This window comes from Priestia abyssalis (assembly GCF_002019595.1).
Lineage (GTDB): Bacteria > Bacillota > Bacilli > Bacillales > Bacillaceae_H > Bacillus_BA > Bacillus_BA abyssalis.
Genome location: NZ_KV917369.1, coordinates 1150281 through 1173907 on the forward strand (window position 1 = coordinate 1150281; position 23627 = coordinate 1173907).

The window sequence follows — 23627 nt, forward strand, 5'->3', positions numbered from 1 at the left end:
AAGTAGAGGAATATGATGAAAAAAATATGGATTGCTCTTTTATCCGTCATGATAGGCGCTGTGTTTGTTCCTATTCAGAGAGTACTCGTTTTCGAATATGAAAATACGGGAAAAGTGCTCGGGTATATGGAAATAGGAGAAGAGATGACGTTTGCTGTAAAGTATACGCATTCTATTCATCTGTCAGATGTAATTGAGACGTATAAACTTAATGAGGATGGACAAATTGTTCAACAGCAGCTGGAGTATGAAGATTTTGCAATCGGGATGCCTTCAGACGCCCAGGGAAATGAAACATTTGTCGAGAAAGACGGGCGATATATGATCACGAATATGAATCGTGTCTTCAATCATGTCGATTTGCGGATCGGACAAGTAGTAGCCAATCATACTCTTATATATAGAAAGCATCAGATTCCGCTTTCTAGTTTTGTAAAAGAAGGAACATGGATTCGCATAGATTATCGTTTAATCAACTTATGGGAAATGTTGGAAGGAGTGAACATACTTGAGCAAAGATAAGGTAAACTATGAAACCCTTTCTGAACAGCAGCAACAAGAAATTTTAGAAAAGTATGATCCGGAGGCAAATACAAGGAAATTTACTGGTGTCCTTGCCTGGATTGCTTATGGAGGTCTGCTCGCTTTCTCGTTGTTTCAATTATATACAGCCATTTTCGGGGTGTATACAGCGCAAATTCAGCGTTCGATCCATTTAGGATTTGCTCTTGCGCTAATTTTCTTGCTGTTTCCGGTTTCAAAGAAAAAGGAATTAAAAGGAAAATTACAAATAGCTTGGTATGATGCCGTTTTAGCTTTAGGCGGTATGGTAGTCGGCTCTTATTGGCCGCTGATGATTAATGACTTAGTGAATCGTGTTGGTCAAGTCACTACTCTGGATTTTGTGGTAGGATTGCTGGCCATTGTTCTTGTGTTAGAAGCGACTAGGCGCGTGGTTGGCCTTCCAATTACGATTATTGCAATTGTTTTCTTATTATACGGTTTATTCGGCCCTTACATGCCGGGCTTTCTGGCACATCGAGGCCTAACATTGGAACGCCTTGTGCAAACGATGTTTTTTACAACGGAAGGAATTTTAGGTACACCATTAGGCGTGTCCTCTACCTTCATTTTCTTGTTCCTCTTATTTGGTGCGTTTCTTGTAAAAACAGGTGTGGGTCAGTATTTTAATGATTTAGCGTGCTTTATTGCTGGACGTCGCATTGGCGGTCCGGCAAAAGTAGCAATCTTCTCCAGTGCACTTCAAGGAACCATTTCAGGAAGCTCTGTGGCGAACGTTGTAACATCGGGCTCATTTACGATTCCAATGATGAAGAAGCTGGGCTATCGCAAGGAATTTGCCGGAGCGGTTGAAGCGGCAGCATCGACGGGCGGTCAGTTAATGCCTCCAATCATGGGTGCGGCGGCCTTCTTAATGGTAGAGTTTATTGGGAATGGAATCACGTATTGGGATATTGCAAAAGCAGCAGCAATTCCAGCGTTGTTATACTTCACGGGAATTTGGATTATGACGCACTTTGAAGCAAAGCGTATCGGTTTAACTGGATTACCGGATGAAGAAATTCCGAAAAAGGAAGAAGTTTTAAAGAAAATTTACTTGCTTGTTCCGATTTTAGCGATTATCGGCTTGTTAATGTCTGGTATGAGTGTGACGCGTTCAGCTTTAATTGCCGTAGTCATAACGATTATTGCCAGTTCATTTAGCAAAGAGACAAGAATTGGTGTTCGTGACTTTTTTGATGCGCTTGTGGATGGAGCGCGTACAGCTCTTGGTGTAGCAGCGGCAACAGCGGCAGCCGGGATTATTGTCGGAGTGGTAACGAAAACGGGTCTGGGGCTAAAATTGGCCAACGGATTAGTGGGACTTGCAGGCAACTCGATTCTTTTGACAGCTGTATTTACGATGATTGCAGCGTTAATTTTAGGAATGGGTTCACCGACAACGGCCAACTATGTTATTACATCCACCATTGCGGCACCAGCTCTCATTTTATTGGGTGTACCGGATTTAGCGGCTCATTTATTTGTATTTTACTTCGGTATCATTGCAGATATCACACCTCCAGTAGCACTGGCAGCTTTTGCGGCATCAGGCGTATCTGGAGGAGAACCGATTAAAACAGGGGTTCAATCTGCCAAGCTCGCTATTGCAGCCTTTATTATTCCATATGTATTCATTCTGTCTCCGCAGCTCCTTATGATTGACACAACAGTGTTCGGAACGCTGTGGGTTGTTGTCACTTCTGTGACGGGAATGCTTTCCATTGGTGCAGCTATGGTAGGATTTTGGTTCCGTAAACTTCACTGGATCGAGCGTATGCTGGCTATCGTTGCAGGACTCATGCTCATTATCCCTGAAGGATTTACAGATGTGGCCGGCATCGTATTGTTCGGTTTATTATTGGCAGCTCAAATTTTCTATAAAGGAAATAATAATGATAATCAAGGAAAACCTCTTGAAGCTTAAAGTTTCAAAGGGCATTCTTAAAAGCCTATCTTTTACAGAAGATAGGCTTTTAATTATAAATATTATGGATGGAGGTTTTTCAATTGAAGGATTCAAGGGCTGATTTGATATTGCATCCAGTCCGGATTCGGATTATCCAAATATTGTTAGGTAAAGGAAGGCTGACTGCCCAACAAATGAGTGAAGCGATGCCGGATGTTCCACAAGCTTCGTTGTATCGTCACATAAAAAAGCTGGCTGATGCAGGGTTTATCATCGTTGTCAATCAAACTCCTATTCGGGGAACGGTAGAAAAAACATATGCATTGGCAGAAAATAAGGAACAAATTACACCGGAAGAGTTGCGAAATATGACAAAAGAGCAGCATATGTATTATTTTTTGCGCTTTATGGCTGCTGTAATGGGTGATTTCGAAAGGTATGTAAGTCAAGAAGGTTTTGATTTTGAAAAAGACGGGGCAGGATATCGCCAAGTCACGCTTTTTTTATCAGATGAGGAATTCATGGAGTTTGTGCAAAAGATGGGAAAGATCATCATGGAGGCCCTTCCAAATGTCCCTTCGAAAGAGCGCCATGCCCGGACGTTTACGTCTATTTTAACAAGCGAAGTGAAGCGAGAAGATTAATAAAGAAGCTCGCTTCACTCTTTTGTATTTAAGCAGGTTTATAAAGGGTAGTGTTCTATCAGTGAATATGAACTGTGATCGTCTAGATTCAAGCTTTTGATTAATTATCCTCTCAACATGTAAACGAGCAGCTGACCTAAATGGATAGCGTTGCGTTTTTGATTTTCGTGTATTCCTTCGTATTTGTTTTCCTTCCATGTTCTGTATTCCAGTTTATAAATCATATTTGCCTCATAATCATTCATGAACATCTCTGTTCACACTCCCATCAACGTTTTTATTCTGTAAGTTAAGTATAATTGGGAAATATTTCTTATTCATGAGAGGAGAGAGGGAAGAAGAGGTACAGATTTTGCATGAAAAAAATTCCTTCTAAAGTCTGATTAACTTAATTAAAGGCTATGTTAAAGTCTGGTGTTAATTTTCGACTCATTCGTAAGAAATGGCCATTTCTTACGAATGAGTCAAAAATAGTGGAAAACAACATGGTTCTTTAACAGAGCTTACTTAATTGAAAGAAAGCATCGTTTGAGTACTCTTGGCGGCAGCGTACTCAAACGATTATATAGAAGCAGAGAGCGCTTTATCTGTAAGTAATGGAAGAGAGATTATAACAGTTGTTCCTTGGTTAGATCCGCTGGAAATGTTTATTTTTCCTTCGTGCTGTTCAATAATTTTATTTGTTACCATTAGACCAAGGCCTGTACCTTGCTCTTTTGTGGTGAAAAACGGTTTATGAATCATAGATAACAAGTGCTCGGGGATTCCAATGCCAGTGTCTTTTAAGGTGATATGTACATAGCACTGCTGATTATCCAAGACGGTCGAAAGAAAGAGATCTCCGCCATTTGGCATGGATTCAATGGAATTTTTAATAAGATTAATGAACACTTGCTTTAATTGATTGCTGTCACACAGGAGCTTAACATCATCTTCTAATGACTCCACCGTTAAATGAATATTATGTAAGCGAAACTCTGTTTTAAATAAGGTTAAGACATCATTTAAAATAGCAGTGATGGAAGAGCTGGACATTTTGCTGGTTTGAGGCTTGGCGAGCACTAAAAATTCTCCGATCACATCATTGACTCTCTCTAATTCAGATAACATGATAGATGTATAAGTTTCATATTTGGGATTATCTTCGTGGATGAGCTGAACAAAACCTCTGATGGAAGCGAGAGGATTACGAATTTCATGGGCGATGCTCGCTGCCATCTCACCGGCTAATGTGAGCTTATCTGCATTACGTAGTGATTGATCCAGCGCTTTCTTTTCTTCTTGTGTGAAACGCAATTTTTCTTTTGCTTTTTTTTCATTTTCATAGGCAGTTTCCCAGAGCTCATTTGCAAACTTAGCATAAAAGAGAAGAAAAAACATACATAAAACAGCAAACAAGATAAAATAAACAAAATCCGTTTCCACAATCTCCGAAAAAATTTGCGTGGAATTGGTGACATAAAAATAGGTAAGAAGAAGAATGCACAGACAACCGGAAAAGATGATGGATATATAGTTATGATAAATGGCACAGAAGATGATTCCGAAAATAAGAAAGAAATAGTTGACTAAATATGGGTAATAAGTAAGTAAATAAGCCATATATGCATAATAAAATAAGATATAGATGAACATGGTAGCGTGGGGCAGAACTTTTATTCTATATAGAAAAATATATAAAAATAGTAAGATAAATAATCCTACAGGAGGCCAAAACATAGTCATGTCTCCGTCTTCCCACATGTAAATAGCAGCATCAACCAAATAAAAACAGGTCAGTAAATTTAATAATAATTTATTTCTTTTATCAATCAATTGCACTTTAGACATTAGAAATCATTTCCTCTATTTCCAGCATTAATTAGTATCTTCCTTATTTATAAACTATTTTTCTAAAGTTGTCGAGAACTGTCGTATACTATAACAGTCTTGTATGAGAATAGAAATCAGGAAATATATAGGAAATGTTAAAACATGAAGCTAGTGTAAAGGTTATGTTATAAAATGGTAAAAAGCCCCTTTTAATGATAGACATCTCATATAATCAAATCAGAGCCGTATATGAATGTTAAACGGCTAAATATATGGAATGAATCGAGAGGAGAACAGATGATGAATAAAAGTTTAATGCTCAAATTATTCGGTTCTTTGCTTGCCATCTTCTTACTTACAGCTTGCGGACAAGATGCAGAGCAACAAGAAGAAACAGATATGGAAGAACAGCAAGAAGAAACAACCGAGGAAACACCTGAAGAAGCTGAAGAATCAACAGAGCAGTAAGCATTATTATCTACTCCTAAGATTTGCATAAGGATAACTTATAAATGAAGAGGCTGATCGGTGAGCATGTTTTTATGCTTACTGGTCAGCCTTTTTTCAATATTTTTTGCCTCTTAAAACCATACTATGTTCAGAGGTGAAGAATATGGATCGACTGTTATCTCATAATGATTCGGATGGGGCTCCGGACCATCCATGACCATGTGGATGTGTCTCAAGTTGCGGGCCAATATGGAGGAGGCCATACGAAGGCGCCAGGCTGCTCTTTGAAAAGAAATTATTCCGCATGGCTTGTAAGGGACGAGATTTTAGTCCAATATCTGATGGATTATATGAGAAAGAGGATGACTTGCAAGATATACAAAAGCATACTTTTTGAGTCCTTCTCCTGAAAAGGACCCGTCATGGAAATCCAGTAAAATCAAGGATTTAGGGACGGGTCCTTTCAGTAAAAAGTCATTTTTATGGTCTATTTAGAATTGATGGAACCTTTCTTTATTGCCTAGTTGCGGCTCCTAGCTCGTTGTGGAAAAGATGATTGCTTTCATAAGGCAAAAAGCGCCTTCTGAATCAATCTCTATTTCCTTCACGAGCTGAACAGTCGCCTCCGCTTTTCTTGGTTAGCGTACAACAATTTCATTGTTTTCAACGTCTACTGCTACTTCTTTTATGTCGCCTTGATCTAAAATCAAATCAGTAATGCGGTCTTCAAGCTGTTCTTGGATTACACGGCGAAGCGGACGGGCACCGAATGCCGGATGGTAGCCGAGTTCGGCTAACTTTTCTTTCGCTTCATCTGAAACAGTCATTATAATGTTTTGCTCAGTTAATGTTTCTTGCAAATCTTTTAGCATTAAGTCCACAATTTTTACAAGATTGTCTTTCTCCAGGTGATTGAATTCGATAATCGCATCAAAGCGGTTCAGGAATTCCGGCTTGAAGTAGGAAGAGAGTGAATCAAGCACAGATGTTTGTTTTACCGCATCATTTGCTTTTTCGAAACCAACCGTAATTTTCTTCGCACCGACACCTGCGTTACTTGTCATAATAATAACCGTATCTTTAAAGCTTACTGTGCGGCCCTGGCTGTCTGTTAAGCGGCCGTCCTCTAAAATTTGCAAGAACATGTGCTGTACGTCCGGATGCGCTTTTTCGATCTCGTCTAACAGAATGATGGAGTACGGATTACGGCGTACTTTTTCTGTTAATTGTCCTGCTTCGTCATGACCGACATAACCAGGAGGAGAACCAATTAATTTTGAAACGGAATGTTTCTCCATGTATTCACTCATATCAAGACGAATCATCGCATCTTTCGAACCGAACAATTCTTCAGCCAATGTTTTCGTTAATTCTGTCTTGCCGACACCTGTTGGTCCGACAAACAGGAATGAACCAATCGGACGGTGTTTCGCTTTTAAACCGGCACGAGAACGACGAATGGCTTTGGCTACTTTTTCAACAGCTTCACCTTGAGCTATCACTTTATTTACTAGGTTTTCAGCCAAGTTTTTCATTTTGGTCGTTTCATTTGCTTGAAGTTTACCAACAGGAATACCTGTTTTCTTCTCAATAATAGCTTCGATGTTGTGGACATCTACTACAGCCTTTTTCTCGTCTTTGTTTTCAAGGCGTTTTTCTAATGAAGCCTCTTCATCGCGCAGTTTGGCAGCTGTTTCATAGTTTTCTGCCTTCAGTGCTTTTTCCTTTTCAATTGCAATTTCTTTTAAGCGTTCTTCAATTTCGCCGATGTTCGATACACCAGCTTGTAAGTTCATTTTTGAACCGGCTTCATCTAATAAATCGATGGCTTTATCAGGTAAGAAGCGATCTTGAATGTAGCGGTGTGACAATGTGACACATGCTTTTATGGCTTCTTCTGTATAACGTACGGCATGATAGTCTTCATATTTGCGTTGAATGCCTTTTAAAATGTCAATTGCCTGCTCTACTGTCGGCTCATGCACCATTACTGGCTGGAAGCGGCGCTCCAAAGCAGCATCTTTTTCAATGGCACGGTATTCTTTTAATGTTGTAGCACCGACTAATTGAAGTTCACCGCGCGCTAACGCCGGTTTTAAAATGTTGCCTGCATCCATTGAGCCTTCTGCAGCACCAGCTCCGACCAGTAAGTGAATTTCATCAATAAACAAGATGACGTTTTTCCGTTTTTGCAATTCAGCGATTAGCTGCTGCATACGCTCCTCGAATTGACCGCGAATACCGGTATTGGATACTAATGAAGCGACATCTAATAAATACACTTCTTTATTTAAAAGCTTAGAAGGGACATTACCTTCTATGATTTTTAATGCTAATCCTTCTACAATGGCCGTTTTACCAACACCGGGTTCACCGATCAATACAGGGTTGTTTTTATTGCGGCGATTTAAAATCTCGATGACGCGTTCTACCTCTTCGTCTCGGCCAATGACAGGGTCAATTAACCCGGCTTTGGCTGCGTTTGTTAAATTGCGTCCAAATTGATCTAAAAAACCACCGCGGCCGCTACCATCTGGCTTTAGTTGAGCGGCTTGTGCCCCTTGATGCGGCGCTGCCATCTGTTGGCCGGCCAATTGTTTGAATAAATCATCAAATGACATATTCATAAAGCCCTCTCCCAATCCAGACGGAATTTTATTTTCAGCTTTTAATGTTTGGTAGCATGTAGGGCATAAATAATATTGTTGTTTATCGTTATTGAATTGAAGAGTGAAGTGAACAGTTGCTTGTCGATGTTGACAGTTTTGACAAATCATTGCTCATAACCTCCTTAAAATATTTAATTCGCATGTATGTTGCTTTTGACTTTGACTTTATTTGACCTTTATGAGGTCATTATACTTTGACCTTTTTTGACTTTCAAGTTTTTCGCATAAGAAATTTATGGAAATCATGTTGTATCAAACGGAATAGTTTATTAGTGCTTTGTAATCGTCGAAGTTAGTTTTTTAACATAGTAAAGTTATAGCTTAAACAAAATGATTTAATTATATAAAAGATTTCTAAACATTCAGTGATTTCCCTGAAATTACGCGTAATTTATCCTATCTATTAAACATATAAACAGCCAGTCTGTCATTGACGAATAGAGGGGGAAACGTTATACTTATATTCATCACTTAACTGCACAAAAGCGTAAAAGCGTTTAAGTAAAAAAGTACGGAAGGAACTTATATATGAAGAAGCAATTATCATTCCAGCAATCATTCTTTATTGTTTTACTCATTCTTTCATTTATCTTTGTTTCATTATTTCTCTTAAAAGTAGAACCGCATATTCCATTGGTCATGAGCCTTATCGCTCTTTCTATTATTGGGCGTATGTACCAATTTCGTTGGAAGGAAATAGAGCATGGTATTGTGGAAGGGATTAAGCTGGGAATTCAGCCGATTATGATTTTAGCTCTCATCGGTATGCTCATCGCCGTTTGGATGGCAAGCGGAACTATTCCAACTATTTTATCGATCGGATTTGAGTGGATTTCGCCGACTTATTTTTTAATTAGTTCTTTATTTATTACCATTATTGTTTCCACTTTTACAGGAAGTACTTTCACTACGGTAAGTACGGTAGGGGTGGCATTAATGGGAATTGCGACGGCTGTAGGGATTCATCCTGGCTTGGCTGCCGGCGCCATTGTATCAGGGGCAGCATTTGGGGATAAGATGTCTCCATTATCCGATACGACTAACTTCGCATCCGGTATTGTCGGAGTCAAATTGTTTGCGCACATTCGCCATATGCTTTGGACGACAGTACCGAGCCTGGTGATCACGGCAGCTATATTCTTGATTATTGGGTTAAATGCAGATCGAAGCAATTTGCGCTATGAAGAAATTGAAACGGTAAAAACCGTGTTAGCGAATCAGTTTCACATTAGCGGCTGGTCCCTTATTTCACCTTTGCTGGTTTTACTTCTTTCAATTAAAAGAGCAGAAGTGGTGCCTACATTGATAGCGGGAATCGTTTCAGCTTTCATCACGGCTTTGGCCATTCAGCCTCAGTTTGCTTTGCCTGATTTATTAGGAATGCTTCAAAATGGCTTAAAAATTGATTCAGGAAATGATATTGTCAACGGTATTGTGAATCGAGGCGGCTTACAGTCGATGATGTGGTCTATTTCTCTTGTGATGATTGCTCTTGGACTTGGCGGAGTCATGCGCGAGTTGGGAATTGTACAAGCTTTACTTGATGGTTTGACGAAAAAAATCAAACGAAAAGGAGATGTCATTTTTTCGACAGCGATGTCTTCTATTGGTGTGAATGTCATTACAGGAGAGCAATATTTGTCGATTTTATTGCCTGGGCAAACTTTTCAGCCATTGTATAAAAAATGGAATCTTTCTTCCAAAAATTTATCACGTACGTTAGAAGATGCGGGTACGCTCGTTAATCCTCTTATCCCATGGGGAGTGAGCGGTGCGTTTATCGCTCAAACATTAGGGGTTCCAGTAGTGGAATATGCTCCGTATGCCTTCTTCTTATTGTTATGCCCAATCGTTTCGATTGTATTAGGATATTCAGGTCTTGGAGTAAAGCAAAAAGACATTCCTCATAAGAAAGCGGCTTAACGACAATCGCCCTCTCATTTGCCTTTTGGCATGGAGCAGGGCGATTTTTTTATAAGCAAAGATACACTTTTCAAAACAGGGTGTTTTTTCAAGTAAAGGAAAGTATTTAAAAGAGAAGACAGGCGTTCGTGAGTATAAACTATGTGTATCCATCTAGAAGTGTCGAGTTATGAAACGGAACATACATACAAATAGATGGTAAGCATCTGCTTAATTATGGTCCAAAAGCCAAAAGCAATAATCTTTTAGAAAAGTGCTTAAAATCAAGTTTTATTCAGCAATGGGGGAACTTTGGATGAAGAAATTTGGAATAATGATGCTTGTGACAGTCCTAACAGTCGCTTTAACCGCTTTCTTCTCAAAATCAGATGACATGATTATGGAGAAAATGCCCCTGCGATCTCCATACGCCCATGATGTCGATATTTATAAACTTACGTATATGAGTGATGGTTTAAAAGTAAAAGGTTTTTTACTTAAACCAAAAGAAAGTAAAGGGAAGCTTCCATTACTTGTATATAATCGGGGCGGAATGAATGACTATGGCTCTGTCAATAATAAAAGGCTTTTATATTTATCATCCTGGGCCCAAAAAGGATATGTGGTGGTGACAACTCAATACCGCGGGAACGGTGGAAGTGAAGGGAAAGAAACGTATGGGGGAAATGATGTTAACGACATTATCAATTTGATTCATCACGCAGAAAAATTACCCTATGTTCACCCTGCACAAAAAGTGGTGATTGGCTATTCGCGAGGTGGTATGATGACTTACTTATTGATGAAAAATGGGATCCATTTTAATGCGGCAGCAGTCGTGTCAGGGATTACAGATATGTTTCAATTTTATGATGGACGGGGGGCAAACGTGAAAAAAGAATTGAGGAAGATGGTAGGCAGTCCGGAAGCAGAGAGGAAAAAATATAAAAGTCGTTCCGTTGTCTTCTGGAGTGAGAAAATCAATTCTCCCCTCCTTATTTTACACGGTACAAAGGATAAAAAAGTTCATTATTCGCAGGCGGAAAAGCTGGTAACCAATTTGAAGTCGCTAAATAAAGAGTATAAATACGTATTGTATGAAGGGGACGATCATCCATTAACCCAACATTTTAACGAGTATAATCAAGAAATAGAAAAGTGGTTTGCCATCCATTTGCCGAAAAGATTCTCTACTTCCCATGAATAATTAAGGTTTTGCCCTATAAGCCCATGCATATAAGAAGTAGGAAAAAATTTCCTGCTTCTTATATGTAGTTTATTAATTGAAAATCTGTCATGTGGATTCAGAGATATCAATCGTAATGGGTGATTGGGTTTGCTCATGCTTCCATTGCTTATATTGCTCTAAGTCTGATTGAATATGTTTTACAGCATACGCAATAACGGCAGCATCATCGACAAGTCCGATTCCCATGAGAAAATCGGGAACAAAGTCCACAACTGATACAAAATAAAGAAGCGTGACTGCAATCGTCATAAGGGAGCGTTTTGGAACATGCTGATATTCTCCTTTTAACCAATCTCGAAACATGTCGAATGTGAGCTCTAAGTTTCGAACTGATTCCCCAATAATTCCGTCGTTTTGCTTTGCTTTTTCAATCGCTTGCTGGAGGAGCTTCTTGACTTTATCGGTGTTTTGCAACAGTTTTTCCGCTTGTGGTCTATAATTAATAAATACTTGCTCTATGTTTTCTTTTTTCCACATAACTTCTCCGTCCTTTATTGTATTGTTTATCCTGTTTATAGGGCAGTCAAATCTTTGGTGAACAAAGAATGAAGCCGCCCGTCAACATCTTATAAGTAGTATACCTAAAGATTGAAAATGATTTCAATGAACAGTCGCCTCCGCTTTTCTCATTGTCTAGCTCCGGCTCCTAGCTCGCTGTGGAAAAGATGATTGCCCTCATAAGGCAAAAAGCGCCTTCTGGGTCAATCCCTATTTCCTTCACGAGCTGAACAGTCGCCTCCGCTTTTCTCATGTAAAAGGCAATATGTATAAAAGCAATAAATCAAAGACTGCATGGGATGCGACTATAGTATATATATTTCGTGTTTTTTCATATAGCCATCCCCAGTAAATTCCGCCCGCAATGGCTGCAAGGATGAGCAAGGGATTAAAGGAATAGAGGTGGACGCTTGTGTAAAGGCACGTTGCAAGCAAAATGCGTTTGATGGTACTGAATCCGCCTAAGACGTTTTTTTGGATAAAAGAGCGCCAAAAAAATTCTTCGCCAGCAATAATCAACCATATTAATGCGTGCTGCCAGCAAACGGATGGTCCAATGGAGTCATATAAATCATGTACATACTCTTTGATGGGAAGAGGCGTATGAATGAGCAGCCAATATCCGAACGCGAATACCCCATATAAAAATAATCCCGATAAAATTCCTATTATGAATTGCTTTATCGTCATACGGCGAGGAAGGGGGACGGTCATGGAGACGGCAATAAGTATGATATATAAAAGCGGGAACAAAATCCAAAACCATTGATCGCTGGTAAAAACTACAAAAAAAGAAAAGTGGATCGCAAGGAACATTAAAATAATGCGTTTAGTTAATAGCATTCACGGAAATCCTTTCATTAGTCTTCTAAGTATAATTATACTTCCCAGTGCCATCCTAGTATATGAAGAAACATCTTACAGGAAAGGACGAGCAGCATATGACACAATCTAAAAGCCAACAGGAACGTCAGTGGACAGTAAGAAAACAATCTCAAAATCCTCATGGGAAAGTGAAGTCTTTGGAAGAGTTAGCGGAAGAGACAGCTCCACAGCTAAAAAATAAATAAAGAGTATGAATCCAAAGGTATGAAACATACCTTTGGATTCATACTCCGGAAAGGACTTTGTCACATTCCTGACATGTCAAAAACGATGCCTGCTTTCCTAGACAGGAGATTTCTCTGTTTTGTCGAATTCATAAGGGGCAAACAGCAAGGAAAGAAGGAACAAAAATGGGGAAATGGATTCTTTTAGCAGGGGTGCTTTTAGCTGGCAGTGCCGTCAGTCTTCAAGCTTCCATTAATGGAACGCTTGGAAAAAAATCGGTTCAATTGAAGGGGCATTTGTCTCTTTTGCCGTTGGAACATTGGCTTTATTGATGATTATGTTGTTTTTTGGAAAAGGAAATATTCTCTCAATGTTCCAAGTGCCAAAATGGAGCTTAACGGGAGGGTTACTTGGTTCTATTTATGTGGTCCTGTCCGTGATTTCCGTTCCAAAGCTTGGTGTAGGAACAACGATTGTAACAGTCATAGTGGGACAAATTGCAATGAGCATGCTGTTGGATCACTTTGGTTTGTTTGGCAATCCGCGTATTTTGCTCGATGGCTCCCGTCTTTTAGGACTGGCGCTTTTATTTATTGCGCTTTATTTAATTTTTAAAGGAGGAACAAAAATCGGCTAGATATAATGGGGGATGAGTAAAAAGCACTCATTCCCCATTATATCTAAAAGACTCGAATGTAAGATAAAAATCTGAGCATACAGTAAAAACGATGAGCGGCAATTCTTTATTTCGGAGCTGCACATTCCAAATGAATTTAAGGAGGCTATATTACCTAGTTAAGGGTAATATAGCCTTTTTTTAAAAAGGGTAAACTTAATTTTTATAGTAAAATAGATTCTATTTTACTGTTATCGGAATTTTTTTCTAAAAATGGGTTTTAAATCTTTTTTCTCAAGGTAAAAAACAAATAGTTTATTTTTTATAAAAAATTACAAAAAAGGAAGCTAAATTCCTATAAAGTGTAATAATGCTAAATTTTCAGAAATTAATATATTGATGTAACCGTATTCTTTTATGTTTAGAAAGATCAATTGTTTGTAGTGAATGTTAATCAATACGGAAGATGATAAGAGATATTCCCGAGAGAGAGCAGGCAAAATGCTGCTTTAAAATGGAGAGAAACAGCAAAATTTCTACTAAGAAGTGAAAAAAAGCCTCCTGCGAATGGAATGTTAATTCACCCTTAATTTGTCCTATGACTATTAACCTTAGTACTTGAGCAAAAAATGGAAAATGATGAAAAAGAGGGAGAACGTATATATGGGGGCAGTCGGTGCTACATTGCTTTTATTTATAGGAGTATAGTAACTTTTTACATAGTTAAACTATTAAAATTGACATAACTGTGAACAAATGTTCAAGGAGAGGTATTTATTCATGCTAGAGTCCAAGCGTAAAGCCCTTATTTTCTTATCATTATCTTTTTTATTGGCCGTTACAGCCGGCATCTTGTTTTTAGTAAAAGTGAAAGATTTAAACACAGATCTTGGAGGAAGGACGAAGGTATATGTTGCTGCTGCTGATATAGCTTCGAGAACACCTATTAAGCCGGGGCAGGTAAGGACGGTGGAGCTGCCCAATCGTTTTGTTATAAAAGATTTCCATGTAACGGATGTCAGCAGGTTAGTAAACAAAGTGTCCGTTGTACCGATGTCGGAAGGGGATCTTATCACTGAGAATGTATTAAAGCCTATTTCCAATGTACAAAACGAAAACAATCGACTAGTGGCGATTTTCGAAAATGAAAAAGTTCACTTCGATGAGGAAGTAGGGGAACAAGATCGTGTGGATATTATTGTATCCCATACCTTTAATGACCAACCGAAAACAGAGGTGTTCATGAAGGATGTTCTTGTTTCACGTCTGCCTGAGGGGAAAGACTTCACGGGTGTGGCAGTCGAAGTAAGCCAAGAAGACGCACCGAAGCTCATACATATGCAAAACTATGCGGAAAGCATCAGAATTTTAAAGGCTAATGTGGGGAAAGAAGATCAAAACCAAGTGAAGGCATCGGCCGCACCGGTAGAGGAGACAAAACCGGCGGAAGAAGCCGCCAAACAACCGGCTCCGACTAACCCGCCTGCAGCTCAGCAGCAAGAAGTCAAACCGGCTCCAGCTCAGCAACCTGCCCAGCCGGCAAAGACAAATTAACCCGTTGGAGGAGCGATTATGAATCAACATCATAAATTACTCATTGTCAGCGATCAGCCTGCCATTACTGATCAGCTGCGTTTAACCGTTGAAAAACCTGAAGTGGCCGTTCATGTACTACAACCCAGCGATGTTACATTGGAGTTGGACCGTCTTGCACCGGAAGTGGTCGTCCTTGTTCAGCCTGACGATGATTCATCAATTGAGCTAATTCATTATATGAAAACGTTGAACCCGCTTGCCGTCGTCATTTTTGTAGCACGCTATCAAGATTTTAATCTATTAAGAAGTGTGACAAGAGCCGGGGCAGTGGATTTCTTCGTATTCCCGGATGAATTGACATTGTTTGAAGGCCGTTTTCCAAGCTTGCTTCATCTTGTGAATGAGCAAAAGCAGCAGGAAACGGAAGCTGCGGCTGCAGTTTCCTATAAACGCGGGCGCGGACAAATTTACTCGTTTTACAGCGGCAAGGGGGGCGTTGGAAGAACGATCGTCGCGTCTTCTTTTGCGCAAACGCTAAAGCTTGAATCAACAGCACAAGTGATTCTATTAGACTTGAATCTTCAATACGGTGGAGTGGAAACGGTGCTAACAATCGAGTCTAACCGTTCACTGGCAGATTTGCTGCCGGTCGCTGAAGAAATGAACGAAGGCCATATTCGCAACGTATCACAAAAGGAAAAGCATTCACAGTTAGAAATTTTGTTAAGCCCTGCCGATGCAGAGGTGGCCGAAACCATTGCCGAAGAGTTTATCGCGAAATTGCTGCGCACATGCCGCCGCAGCTATGATTTTGTCATTGTCGACCTTCCTTCCCATATGAATGGCGTAACGTACACAGCGTTGGAAGAGTCTGACAAAATATACTATGTGTTAAACTTTAATACATTATCATTGAAAGTATTGAAGCAAGTCGAGCAGTTATTTGTAAGGCTTGGGATCAATACGGAAAATCGGATGGAAGTCGTCTTGAACGAAGTAGGCCGGGATAACGAATTGCAGCCGAGTGATTTAAAACAATTTGTTGTCTACCCGGTGGCGGCAAAAATCCGCCGTGATTTAAAAGGAGTCCAAGCTGCTTTGAATAAAGGAGAACCCATTCGCAAGCAGCCCAATGAAAAGAAAATGATTCCATTCGCCAAGGATGTTCAAAAATGGGTTCTTTCCATGTTGAAGTAACTTTGTAGAAAGGTAAGAAAGTATAACTGCGAGGAAAGGAGGAAGGCAGAGGAAATGGCTTCGTTATTTGAAAAGCGAAAAGAAAAGATATTAAAGGAAACAAAAAATATGACGAATGTTGTATCTGTATATGATCAGCCGTATTTAGAGGAACTGGCAGAGCATTATAAGGCACGGCTATTGCGTGATGCGAATTTAGAAGCACTCACAAGGCTCTCACAAGGCGAAATGAGGCTGCGAATTGAACAGCTCGTCAGCCAGTTCATGACCGAAGAAAAAGTGGTCATTTCCAGAACGGACAAGGAATCATTGCTCACAAGAATTTTAGATGAGGCTGTCGGTTTCGGACCGCTTGAGCCGTTAATCCATGATGATTCTATTACTGAAATTTTAATCAACGGACATAACCAAGTATATGTGGAACGAAAAGGTAAATTAGAGATGACAAATGTTGTCTTCCGGGATGATTCACATGTACGTCATGTTATTGATCGTATCGTAGCTCCCCTTGGCCGCCGAATCGATGAGAGTTCGCCGATGGTTGATGCACGATTGCCGGATGGGAGCCGTGTCAATGCTGTCATTCCGCCAATCAGTTTAAATGGAACGTTAGTATCGATTCGTAAATTCCGAAAAGATCCGTTTCAGCTGGAAGATTTGCTCGGCTTGAATTCTTTGAGTGGAGAGATGGGGCAATTTTTGCAAGCCGTCGTTAAGGCGAAGATGAACGTGCTCATTTCAGGGGGAACGGGCAGTGGTAAAACAACATTATTGAATGTCGCGGCCGGTGCCATCCCTTTTGGAGAACGTGTCATCACGATTGAGGACTCGGCCGAACTTCGCTTGGACCGTCCGAATGTCGTTGGAATGGAAGCGCGCCCTGCCAATGTGGAGGGGCGGGGGGAAGTTACCATCCGCCAGCTTGTCCGCAATGCGCTCCGTATGCGTCCTGACCGAATCATTGTCGGGGAGGTTCGCGGAGCGGAAGCATTTGATATGCTTCAGGCCATGAATACAGGCCACGAAGGGTCATTGACAACCGTCCATGCGAATTCACCGGCAGATGCACTAAGGCGTGTAGAAGCGATGGTCATTATGGCAGGAATGGACCTGCCGAGCCATGTCATTCGCGAATACGTCGTTGGAGCTCTCGATTTCATCGTTCAGGCGACGCGTTTAACGGACGGAACACGGAAAATCATATCGATTGCAGAAATTGTAACAGAAGAGGATGGCTCCAACCGTCTGCAGGAAATTTTCACTTTTAAGCGTACTGGAATGTCTCGAAACGGGGATGTAGAAGGGTATTTTACATCGACAGGTATTGTGCCGGCATGCTTGCATCGCTTGCAAACATATGGAGCAGGCATTGATGAATCCCTGTTTCAACAAGTGGAGGTGAACGTATGACAGCCGCAGTCTTTTACGGTTTAGCCGTTTTATTCGGACTATGGGGAGCTTACAGCTATCTTGGCTATAGGGCGGAAAAACGCCAATGGAAACAGCGGGTGACAGGCTGGTACGGGGAACGTCAAAAACGGAAAAGCTTTTTCGTGGTTCTGGGCGATCGTTTTGATCAAACCAAACACGCCGAGCCATTAAGAGAAAAGCTGCAGCAAGCGAACCTTCCCCTTACACCATCAGAGTTTTTAGGGATGCTTGCACTCGCTTTTATGGCTATTACCGTTCTGTCCAACAGCATGTTCGGCCTTACATACGCTCTTGGCGCCATCATTGGAACTCTTACCGTTATCGCTACTTATTTCATTTTGTTTTGGCTTCGTCAAAATAAATATGAAGAACGTTTAAACAACCAGCTTGGCGAAGTATGCCGCTTACTCGGCAACTCGGTACGGGCAGGGATGACCATTTATCAGGGTATTGATCTTGTAGCACGTGAAGTGGCCTCACCGGCAAAGGAAGAATTTCAGCGATTATCACAGGAACTTCAGCTCGGGGTAGACTTTGAAAAAGCGTTAAAGGACATGCAAAAGCGTCATAAATCCCGTGAGTTTCAATTGTTTATTGCGACGCTTCTTATTCAAAAGCGTGCGGGAGGCAATCTTTACGCCGTATTGGACGAAATGTCGCAAACATTAGATGAACGAAAGCTTCTCTTGCAATCCATTAAAACGATGACAGCCGAACAACGTTATATTTCGTACCTATTACCAATCTTACCTGTTTTTCTTGTCTTGATGATGAACCAGATTATTGACGGATTTTTACAGCCGCTTATGACGGTACCTGGAGCGATTTTAGGATTTCTCTTTTTAGGAGCGACGGTACTTGCTTTTATTCTCGTTCGAAAGGTATCCAATATAAGGGTGTAAAACATGGATGCATTACTCATTATTTCAGTCATTTTATTTTGGTTGTTTGTCGGCATTGGATTGCGTCACCTCTATGTATTCCAACAACAGAAAAAAGAGTTGATGGTACATGTGCAAGAAACGGTACATATGGAAAATGAACATCGTTACCGGAAAAAAGAACCATTGGTCGAAAAGGCTATTAAACGATTGACCAAGTTTGCTGATGATTTTTCGACCATGGGACAGCGCATTAATTTCTTCAGCGAGCCCCATGATGTGGAAGATTGGCTCAGAAGGTCCGGTTATCCGTTTGATTTAACCGTTGAGCGATTTCAGGGAATTAAAATCTTTTTCGCGCTGGCAGGATTGACATTGGCAGCCATGGCATTTGTCATTGGGGTTCCACTTGCCCATTTCGGGCTGATTTTTATGCCGTTAATCGGTTATTTTCTTCCCATTTTGTATGTGAAAAGTAAAGGGAAGGAACGGCAGGAAAAGCTGCGCTATGATCTTCCTGACTTTTTAGATACTGTCAGTGTCAGTTTGCAGGCGGGTGTCCATTTAGAGCAAGCCTTGAAACAAATTGTTCGCTTTTTTGACGGCCCGCTTAAGGAAGAGTTTTCCCGCTTTTTGCAAGAAGTCGAGTTGGGAGTGCCAAGGGAAGAAGCATACCGGGAGCTTTTAAGGAGAAATGACAATCCTGAATTTCAGTCATTGATCAAATCCCTCATTCAAGGGAACCGGCTTGGTGTCCCGATTGCCCAAACATTTAAAATACAGGCAGAGGACATGCGCATCATGCGCAAAGAGCAGGCAAAAGAGAAAGCGGCAAAGGCATCGCCGAAAATTACATTGATTACGACCTTCGTAATCACGCCTGCAGCCATCATGATGATTGCAGGATTGATGATATTGAATATGTTTCTAGGTGATAACAGTATTCTCAAGATGTTTGAATAAGTCATTCCCGTTTAAGCGGTATGTATATAAAGGGAACTTCCATCAGTGGGGGTCTTACTGCCCGTTAATGCGGGATAAATGAATAATAGGAGGAAAAAGAGGATGAACAAACTTACAACAAAGGCTTTTGTAAAGGTGAATAACTTTTTAGAGAACATGGTAAAAGGATATGTAAAGAATGAAAGAGGTTCACAGTCTCTAGAATGGATTGGAATTGCCGCGATCATTGTTATCCTAACTGGTGTTATTTCGACTGCCATGAAGGATACGAGTTTTGGAGATACTTTCGTAGGAAAGCTGGAAGGATTTTTAGGTAAAATCGGCGGCGGGGAGTAAGAATTACGACGTCTCTGGATATAAGGGAATAAAAGATTGATAGATGAAAAAGGACCTGTTATGGATCGATTTAGCAAATTGGACATGACCAAAGAGCGGCCATGCCCAATTTGCCGAACCTTTGCGGGTGAATTCAAGGGGTCTGATGAACTGATTGCGAATGTCCCTCGATCGAATGAAGCTATGTCGAGTTATTAAGTGGAATATATATACAAATGATTCGGCTATAGTGCGCAATCAAGAGAAAAGGCCCTTTTCATTCTTTGTAAAACATGAAGAAAAAGGGAGAAAAATAGATGAACAGAAAATGGTTGCAAAAAGGATTTATCGCTTTTTCCTCATTGGCTATGCTGGCAGGATGCGGGAGTGATGAACGAGCTGTACAGCCAAAGAAAGAAGAACCAAGCACTGCAGAGGAAGTAAAAGAGAACATAAAAGAACCATCTGAATTAGAAGCTTTTTATAATGCCCCGGAGGCGCCGAAAAATTATGCAGAAGCTTTGGACTATCCTGTTGGAGAGTTGGCAGGTAAACGATTTGAGGAAAACAAATCAGCGTTTGAAGAAAGATTGAATGAATTCCCGGCATTGCCTGAGAGTGCGAGTGAAAAAGAAATAAAGAGCTTATATAACAAACTTGTTCAGCTATATAAGCAGGAATACCCTAAGCCCCCAGGAATTGTGGCACAAGAAGATGTGAGCAATCCGCAAGAACAACAAACAGAGCCGAAAGAGCCGAGCTATAATGTAGAAATTATTTTGGATGCCAGCGGCAGTATGGCTGGTAAAGTAAACGGAAAAACGAAGATGGAACTCGCGAAGGAGGCTATCCTTCATTTTGCAAGCACACTTCCGGAAGGTACTAAAGTGGGTTTGCGTGTATATGGACATAAGGGCAGCAATGAAGAGAAGGATAAAGAATTATCCTGTCAGAGCAGCGAGCTTGTTTATTCTATTAATACATATGATGCACAGCATCTTCAAAATGCATTGAACAGCTTTGAACCGACAGGGTGGACACCTGTGGCGAAATCTCTTCAACAAGCAGCGGATGATTTGAATGCATTTGAAGGCGAACAACATAAAAACATCATCTATTTAGTTAGCGATGGAATTGAAACATGCGGCGGGGATCCGGCGGCAGAAGCGAAAAAATTGAAAGAGTCCAGCATTGCGCCTGTGGTGAATGTCATTGGGTTTGATGTGGATGATGCAGGACAAAAGCAACTTGAACAAGTGGCGACAGCTTCTGGAGGAGACTATACATCTGTTAATACGAAGGATGAGCTGAACAACGAATTTGATAAAGCGAAAGAGGCTGCAGTGGATTGGCATGCTTGGTTTCAAGAAAACAAACAAAAAATTTCTGATATTGGCATGATCAATAAAGATGCATTTAGAAATTATCGGTCTGTTTCCAAACAGTTGGCGGATGAAGAGGCTGCCAACTATAAAAGCTCTATCGATTATTTACTAGAAACAGAGAAAATCACCTTTGATCAAAAAGCCGAAATCCATCGCTGGTATTTAGATTACACAAGGGATATTCAGTTTACGACCAATGATATTTATCATGAAGGAGTTTCCGAAAGCCACGAAGCATATCGAGAAAAAATGGATCAGCTTTTTGAAACACACCGAGCTAATAAGCAATAGTCTGTGAGTTGGAAACGGAAGTGTCTCAACCTTTGATACTAGACAGAAAAAGAATGGAAGGGAGAGCAGACTGTGCAGAGGATGAAAAGACGGCGTATTAGGTCAAGGGCAGCACTGTTCTTTGTCATGTTTATTTTATTTTTGCAATTTGCTCCAATACTAGCGTTTGCACAAGTGCAGCCGTGGCAGGGAGATGAGTGGGGAGATCAAATCTCTCCGTGGAAACTTGATGAATGGAAAGGAGAGGGAACGAAAGCCATCGAGCAGCAGGAACAGCTGGATAAATGGCAAATGCAGCAGTGGTATTTGCAAACCATGCCGAATGCTTCTACATGGGAAGCCGAAAAATGGGCATCGGAGCAATGGCAAATGCAACAATGGTATTTAAAGGTGAATCCGAATGCCTCCACATGGGAAGCTAAGCAATGGGCGTTTCAGCAGTGGCAGCTGAACCAATGGCAAATGCAAGGACAAACCGATCAGGGAAGCTGGGAAGGTGAAGGAACAGCAGGAGACAGCCATAGGGGGGACGCGCATCAAGGTGAAGGAACAACAGGAGAAGGCCATAGCGGCGATACGCACCAAGGTGATGAGACCGCAGGAGAAGGCCATAGCGGCGAGGGGACAGAAGGTACCTCTAAAAGCTTTTCCTATGATCCTGATGCGGATGGATTTACCAGCTATGATGGGATCAAATACGCAGTCAACGATGCATTATTGAAACAAGTAGCACTTGGGACAGATATGGTAAAAGGCGAATATTATCAAGTCATAAATGGTGAAAGCATCAATGGTACTAACGCTTTCAAAGGGTCGGGGAGCTGGAAGGAGTTTCTGATTTCAAGTGTCAAAGTTGCTTCCTCCAATAATCCATATGCGAAAGAAGCGGCGGATTTTGTGGAAGCCGGCTATAAAACATATGATGCGTATTCCAATTTCCAAGACTTTAAATTTTTAAGTAATACAGCCGCATTGGAACAAACACGCATTCGTGAGTTTATGCGCATGGCACCAACCGACGGAGCGTTTTATCAAGGAGCCAGACGCGTTCTTCCTAAGATTGGGGTAGGAATGGGAGCCGTTGGCTTAGGTTTCTCGACTTATGAGACCGTTAAAAATGTCGGAGCTGCTATTAATGCAGACAATGGCTACGATCGGGCAGAAAGTATCGGGAAAACCATCAGTAGTGTAGGTGAAATGGTTGCAAGCGCTGGAACGATGGGAATGATGACACCTGCGGGTGCTGGGCTTATGGCTGTTGGAGCAGGGCTATTTGTAGCTGGGTATGCAGTTCAAGGTGTGACGAAGCTGATTAAGAACCGTGAAAAAATTAAAGAGAAAGCATCGGCTTTATGGAATGGGGCAAAAGGATTGTTTGGGTTTGGAAAATAACGAAGCTCTTTAGGAAGGAGGTGTTCTTCTTTGTTGAAAGTAGAACAGACAAGCCGCATTGAAGAACAAATGAAAAAATATAAGCGATTGTTCGAAGATCCTCATTTGAATACGTACTTCTATTTACATGAAGAAAAATATTATCAGCTTGTTCGCTTTTTCCGGTTTGGAAAAGTAAAAGGCGTTCTGATTTTAGATAAACAAGGTGAACCTGTTTCTCGTTTATTGGCTCAAATGATTTATAAGCAAATGAATTCTTATAATGCGATCGCCTCGGGAGCGGTTACGGAAATACAGCGTAAAATGCTGGAGCCGATTCAATTGGTGGAAGAGCCTCTGCAGTGGATGGAATATATTGAGAAGCAAGAAAGTGTCAAGGGAATTGAACCACAATGGAATGCGCTAAAGGATATGTTTCGTCAACTTATAAAAGGACGTCTTTACATTAAAGAGATTTTTGAACAGCTGTTGGCGAATGATGACCTTGTTTACGATAAGCAGGGCTATTTATCGGAAGAACAAGTCAAAAAGGCTAACAGCTTATTAAATGAATACAATTACACCATGTATACAGAGGGAAAAATTCAGCTCGATTCTTTTGATGATGCTGCAGTCGTGAAAGAATTTCTGAAAGGAATGAGCGGGACGGCTGCTGATAAAGCCCAAATGCTTCAGCGCAGCCTTACAGAATTGACAAATGCTGCCGCCCGAAAACGATTGGAGAATTCGATGTTGACGTTTGAAAAAGATGAGTATGGGAAAAGCATGACTCAAAAGCGGGGCGCGTTAACGCTGGAACAATTGGAGGAACGAGCAAAACGGATTAGTGATTATGAATATGAACAACAATTTTTAACTATGATTAGAAATCATTAA

23 protein-coding genes are annotated in these 23627 nt (G+C 40.8%); 18 read left to right on the forward strand and 5 right to left on the reverse strand.

Annotated features, from left to right (window positions below; translation table 11 throughout):
• Positions 1–12 precede the first annotated feature (12 nt).
• From BK575_RS05290 to BK575_RS05300, 3 genes are all read left to right on the forward strand, one after another.
• Positions 13–522: a DUF1850 domain-containing protein gene (locus BK575_RS05290; RefSeq protein WP_078409227.1), complete on the forward strand. Its 510-nt coding sequence runs from the start codon at positions 13–15 to the stop codon at positions 520–522.
• The gene (locus tag BK575_RS05295; RefSeq protein WP_078409228.1) at positions 509–2488 is read left to right on the forward strand and encodes a TRAP transporter permease; all 1980 of its coding nucleotides are present in this window, start codon (positions 509–511) and stop codon (positions 2486–2488) included. The genes BK575_RS05290 and BK575_RS05295 overlap by 14 nt, the downstream gene beginning before the upstream one ends.
• Positions 2489–2571: 83 nt before the next feature.
• The gene (locus BK575_RS05300; protein ID WP_169907553.1) at positions 2572–3114 is read left to right on the forward strand and encodes a helix-turn-helix domain-containing protein; all 543 of its coding nucleotides are present in this window, start codon (positions 2572–2574) and stop codon (positions 3112–3114) included.
• Positions 3115–3218: 104 nt separating this feature from the next.
• Here the strand turns inward: BK575_RS05300 and BK575_RS28325 are convergent, their stop codons facing one another.
• Positions 3219–3365 (reverse strand): hypothetical protein, encoded by a 147-nt coding sequence (locus BK575_RS28325; protein WP_169907555.1) that lies wholly within the window; start codon positions 3363–3365, stop codon positions 3219–3221.
• A gap of 310 nt (positions 3366–3675) precedes the next feature.
• Positions 3676–4944, reverse strand: a complete 1269-nt coding sequence (locus BK575_RS05305) for an ATP-binding protein (RefSeq protein WP_078409230.1) — start codon at positions 4942–4944, stop codon at positions 3676–3678.
• A 279-nt stretch (positions 4945–5223) separates the two neighbouring features.
• Here BK575_RS05305 and BK575_RS28330 point away from each other — a divergent pair, with 279 nt between their 5' ends.
• Complete coding sequence (locus BK575_RS28330) at positions 5224–5394, forward strand: hypothetical protein (protein ID WP_169907556.1); 171 nt, start codon at positions 5224–5226, stop codon at positions 5392–5394.
• A gap of 620 nt (positions 5395–6014) precedes the next feature.
• Here BK575_RS28330 and BK575_RS05315 read toward each other — a convergent pair.
• On the reverse strand, positions 6015–8153 hold the full coding sequence (locus BK575_RS05315) for an ATP-dependent Clp protease ATP-binding subunit (RefSeq protein ID WP_078409231.1): 2139 nt from the start codon (positions 8151–8153) through the stop codon (positions 6015–6017).
• A gap of 420 nt (positions 8154–8573) precedes the next feature.
• Here BK575_RS05315 and nhaC point away from each other — a divergent pair, with 420 nt between their 5' ends.
• Entirely contained in the window at positions 8574–9968 is a 1395-nt protein-coding gene (gene nhaC, locus BK575_RS05320) for a Na+/H+ antiporter NhaC (RefSeq protein WP_078409232.1), read from the forward strand.
• 295 nt (positions 9969–10263) lie between these two features.
• Positions 10264–11154, forward strand: a complete 891-nt coding sequence (locus BK575_RS05325; RefSeq protein WP_078409233.1) for an alpha/beta hydrolase family protein — start codon at positions 10264–10266, stop codon at positions 11152–11154.
• A gap of 87 nt (positions 11155–11241) precedes the next feature.
• Here BK575_RS05325 and BK575_RS05330 read toward each other — a convergent pair whose 3' ends face one another.
• Together BK575_RS05330 and BK575_RS05335 are read right to left on the reverse strand one after the other, a co-directional pair.
• Complete coding sequence (locus tag BK575_RS05330; protein ID WP_078409234.1) at positions 11242–11673, reverse strand: YkvA family protein; 432 nt, start codon at positions 11671–11673, stop codon at positions 11242–11244.
• 270 nt (positions 11674–11943) lie between these two features.
• On the reverse strand, positions 11944–12537 hold the full coding sequence (locus BK575_RS05335; RefSeq protein ID WP_078409235.1) for a type II CAAX endopeptidase family protein: 594 nt from the start codon (positions 12535–12537) through the stop codon (positions 11944–11946).
• A 98-nt stretch (positions 12538–12635) separates the two neighbouring features.
• On the opposite strand from BK575_RS05335, the gene BK575_RS28935 reads away from it, so the two are divergent.
• The 12 genes from BK575_RS28935 to BK575_RS05385 all read left to right on the forward strand — a co-directional run bounded on the left by BK575_RS28935 (position 12636) and on the right by BK575_RS05385 (position 23627).
• Positions 12636–12764 (forward strand): DUF6254 family protein, encoded by a 129-nt coding sequence (locus BK575_RS28935; protein ID WP_235867311.1) that lies wholly within the window; start codon positions 12636–12638, stop codon positions 12762–12764.
• A 165-nt stretch (positions 12765–12929) separates the two neighbouring features.
• Complete coding sequence (locus tag BK575_RS29460) at positions 12930–13076, forward strand: hypothetical protein (protein WP_328589483.1); 147 nt, start codon at positions 12930–12932, stop codon at positions 13074–13076.
• The gene (locus BK575_RS05340) at positions 13073–13381 is read left to right on the forward strand and encodes a DMT family transporter (RefSeq protein WP_328589484.1); all 309 of its coding nucleotides are present in this window, start codon (positions 13073–13075) and stop codon (positions 13379–13381) included. The genes BK575_RS29460 and BK575_RS05340 overlap by 4 nt, the downstream gene beginning before the upstream one ends.
• Before the next feature lie 759 nt (positions 13382–14140).
• A complete protein-coding gene (locus BK575_RS05345; protein WP_078409236.1) occupies positions 14141–14914 on the forward strand; it encodes an SAF domain-containing protein in 774 nt (257 codons plus the stop codon).
• Between the two features lie 18 nt (positions 14915–14932).
• Positions 14933–16093, forward strand: coding sequence for an AAA family ATPase (locus tag BK575_RS05350; RefSeq protein ID WP_078409237.1), 1161 nt, complete (start codon positions 14933–14935; stop codon positions 16091–16093).
• 54 nt (positions 16094–16147) lie between these two features.
• Entirely contained in the window at positions 16148–17503 is a 1356-nt protein-coding gene (locus BK575_RS05355) for a CpaF family protein (protein ID WP_078409238.1), read from the forward strand.
• Positions 17500–18426, forward strand: coding sequence for a type II secretion system F family protein (locus BK575_RS05360; RefSeq protein WP_078409239.1), 927 nt, complete (start codon positions 17500–17502; stop codon positions 18424–18426). The genes BK575_RS05355 and BK575_RS05360 overlap by 4 nt, the downstream gene beginning before the upstream one ends.
• 3 nt (positions 18427–18429) lie before the next feature.
• Positions 18430–19368, forward strand: coding sequence for a type II secretion system F family protein (locus BK575_RS05365; RefSeq protein WP_078409240.1), 939 nt, complete (start codon positions 18430–18432; stop codon positions 19366–19368).
• Between the two features lie 102 nt (positions 19369–19470).
• Positions 19471–19704, forward strand: coding sequence for a hypothetical protein (locus tag BK575_RS05370; protein ID WP_139367969.1), 234 nt, complete (start codon positions 19471–19473; stop codon positions 19702–19704).
• Between the two features lie 296 nt (positions 19705–20000).
• On the forward strand, positions 20001–21359 hold the full coding sequence (locus BK575_RS05375; RefSeq protein ID WP_078409241.1) for a VWA domain-containing protein: 1359 nt from the start codon (positions 20001–20003) through the stop codon (positions 21357–21359).
• A gap of 72 nt (positions 21360–21431) precedes the next feature.
• Positions 21432–22751, forward strand: coding sequence for a hypothetical protein (locus BK575_RS05380; RefSeq protein ID WP_078409242.1), 1320 nt, complete (start codon positions 21432–21434; stop codon positions 22749–22751).
• Positions 22752–22781: 30 nt separating this feature from the next.
• Entirely contained in the window at positions 22782–23627 is an 846-nt protein-coding gene (locus BK575_RS05385) for a hypothetical protein (RefSeq protein ID WP_078409243.1), read from the forward strand.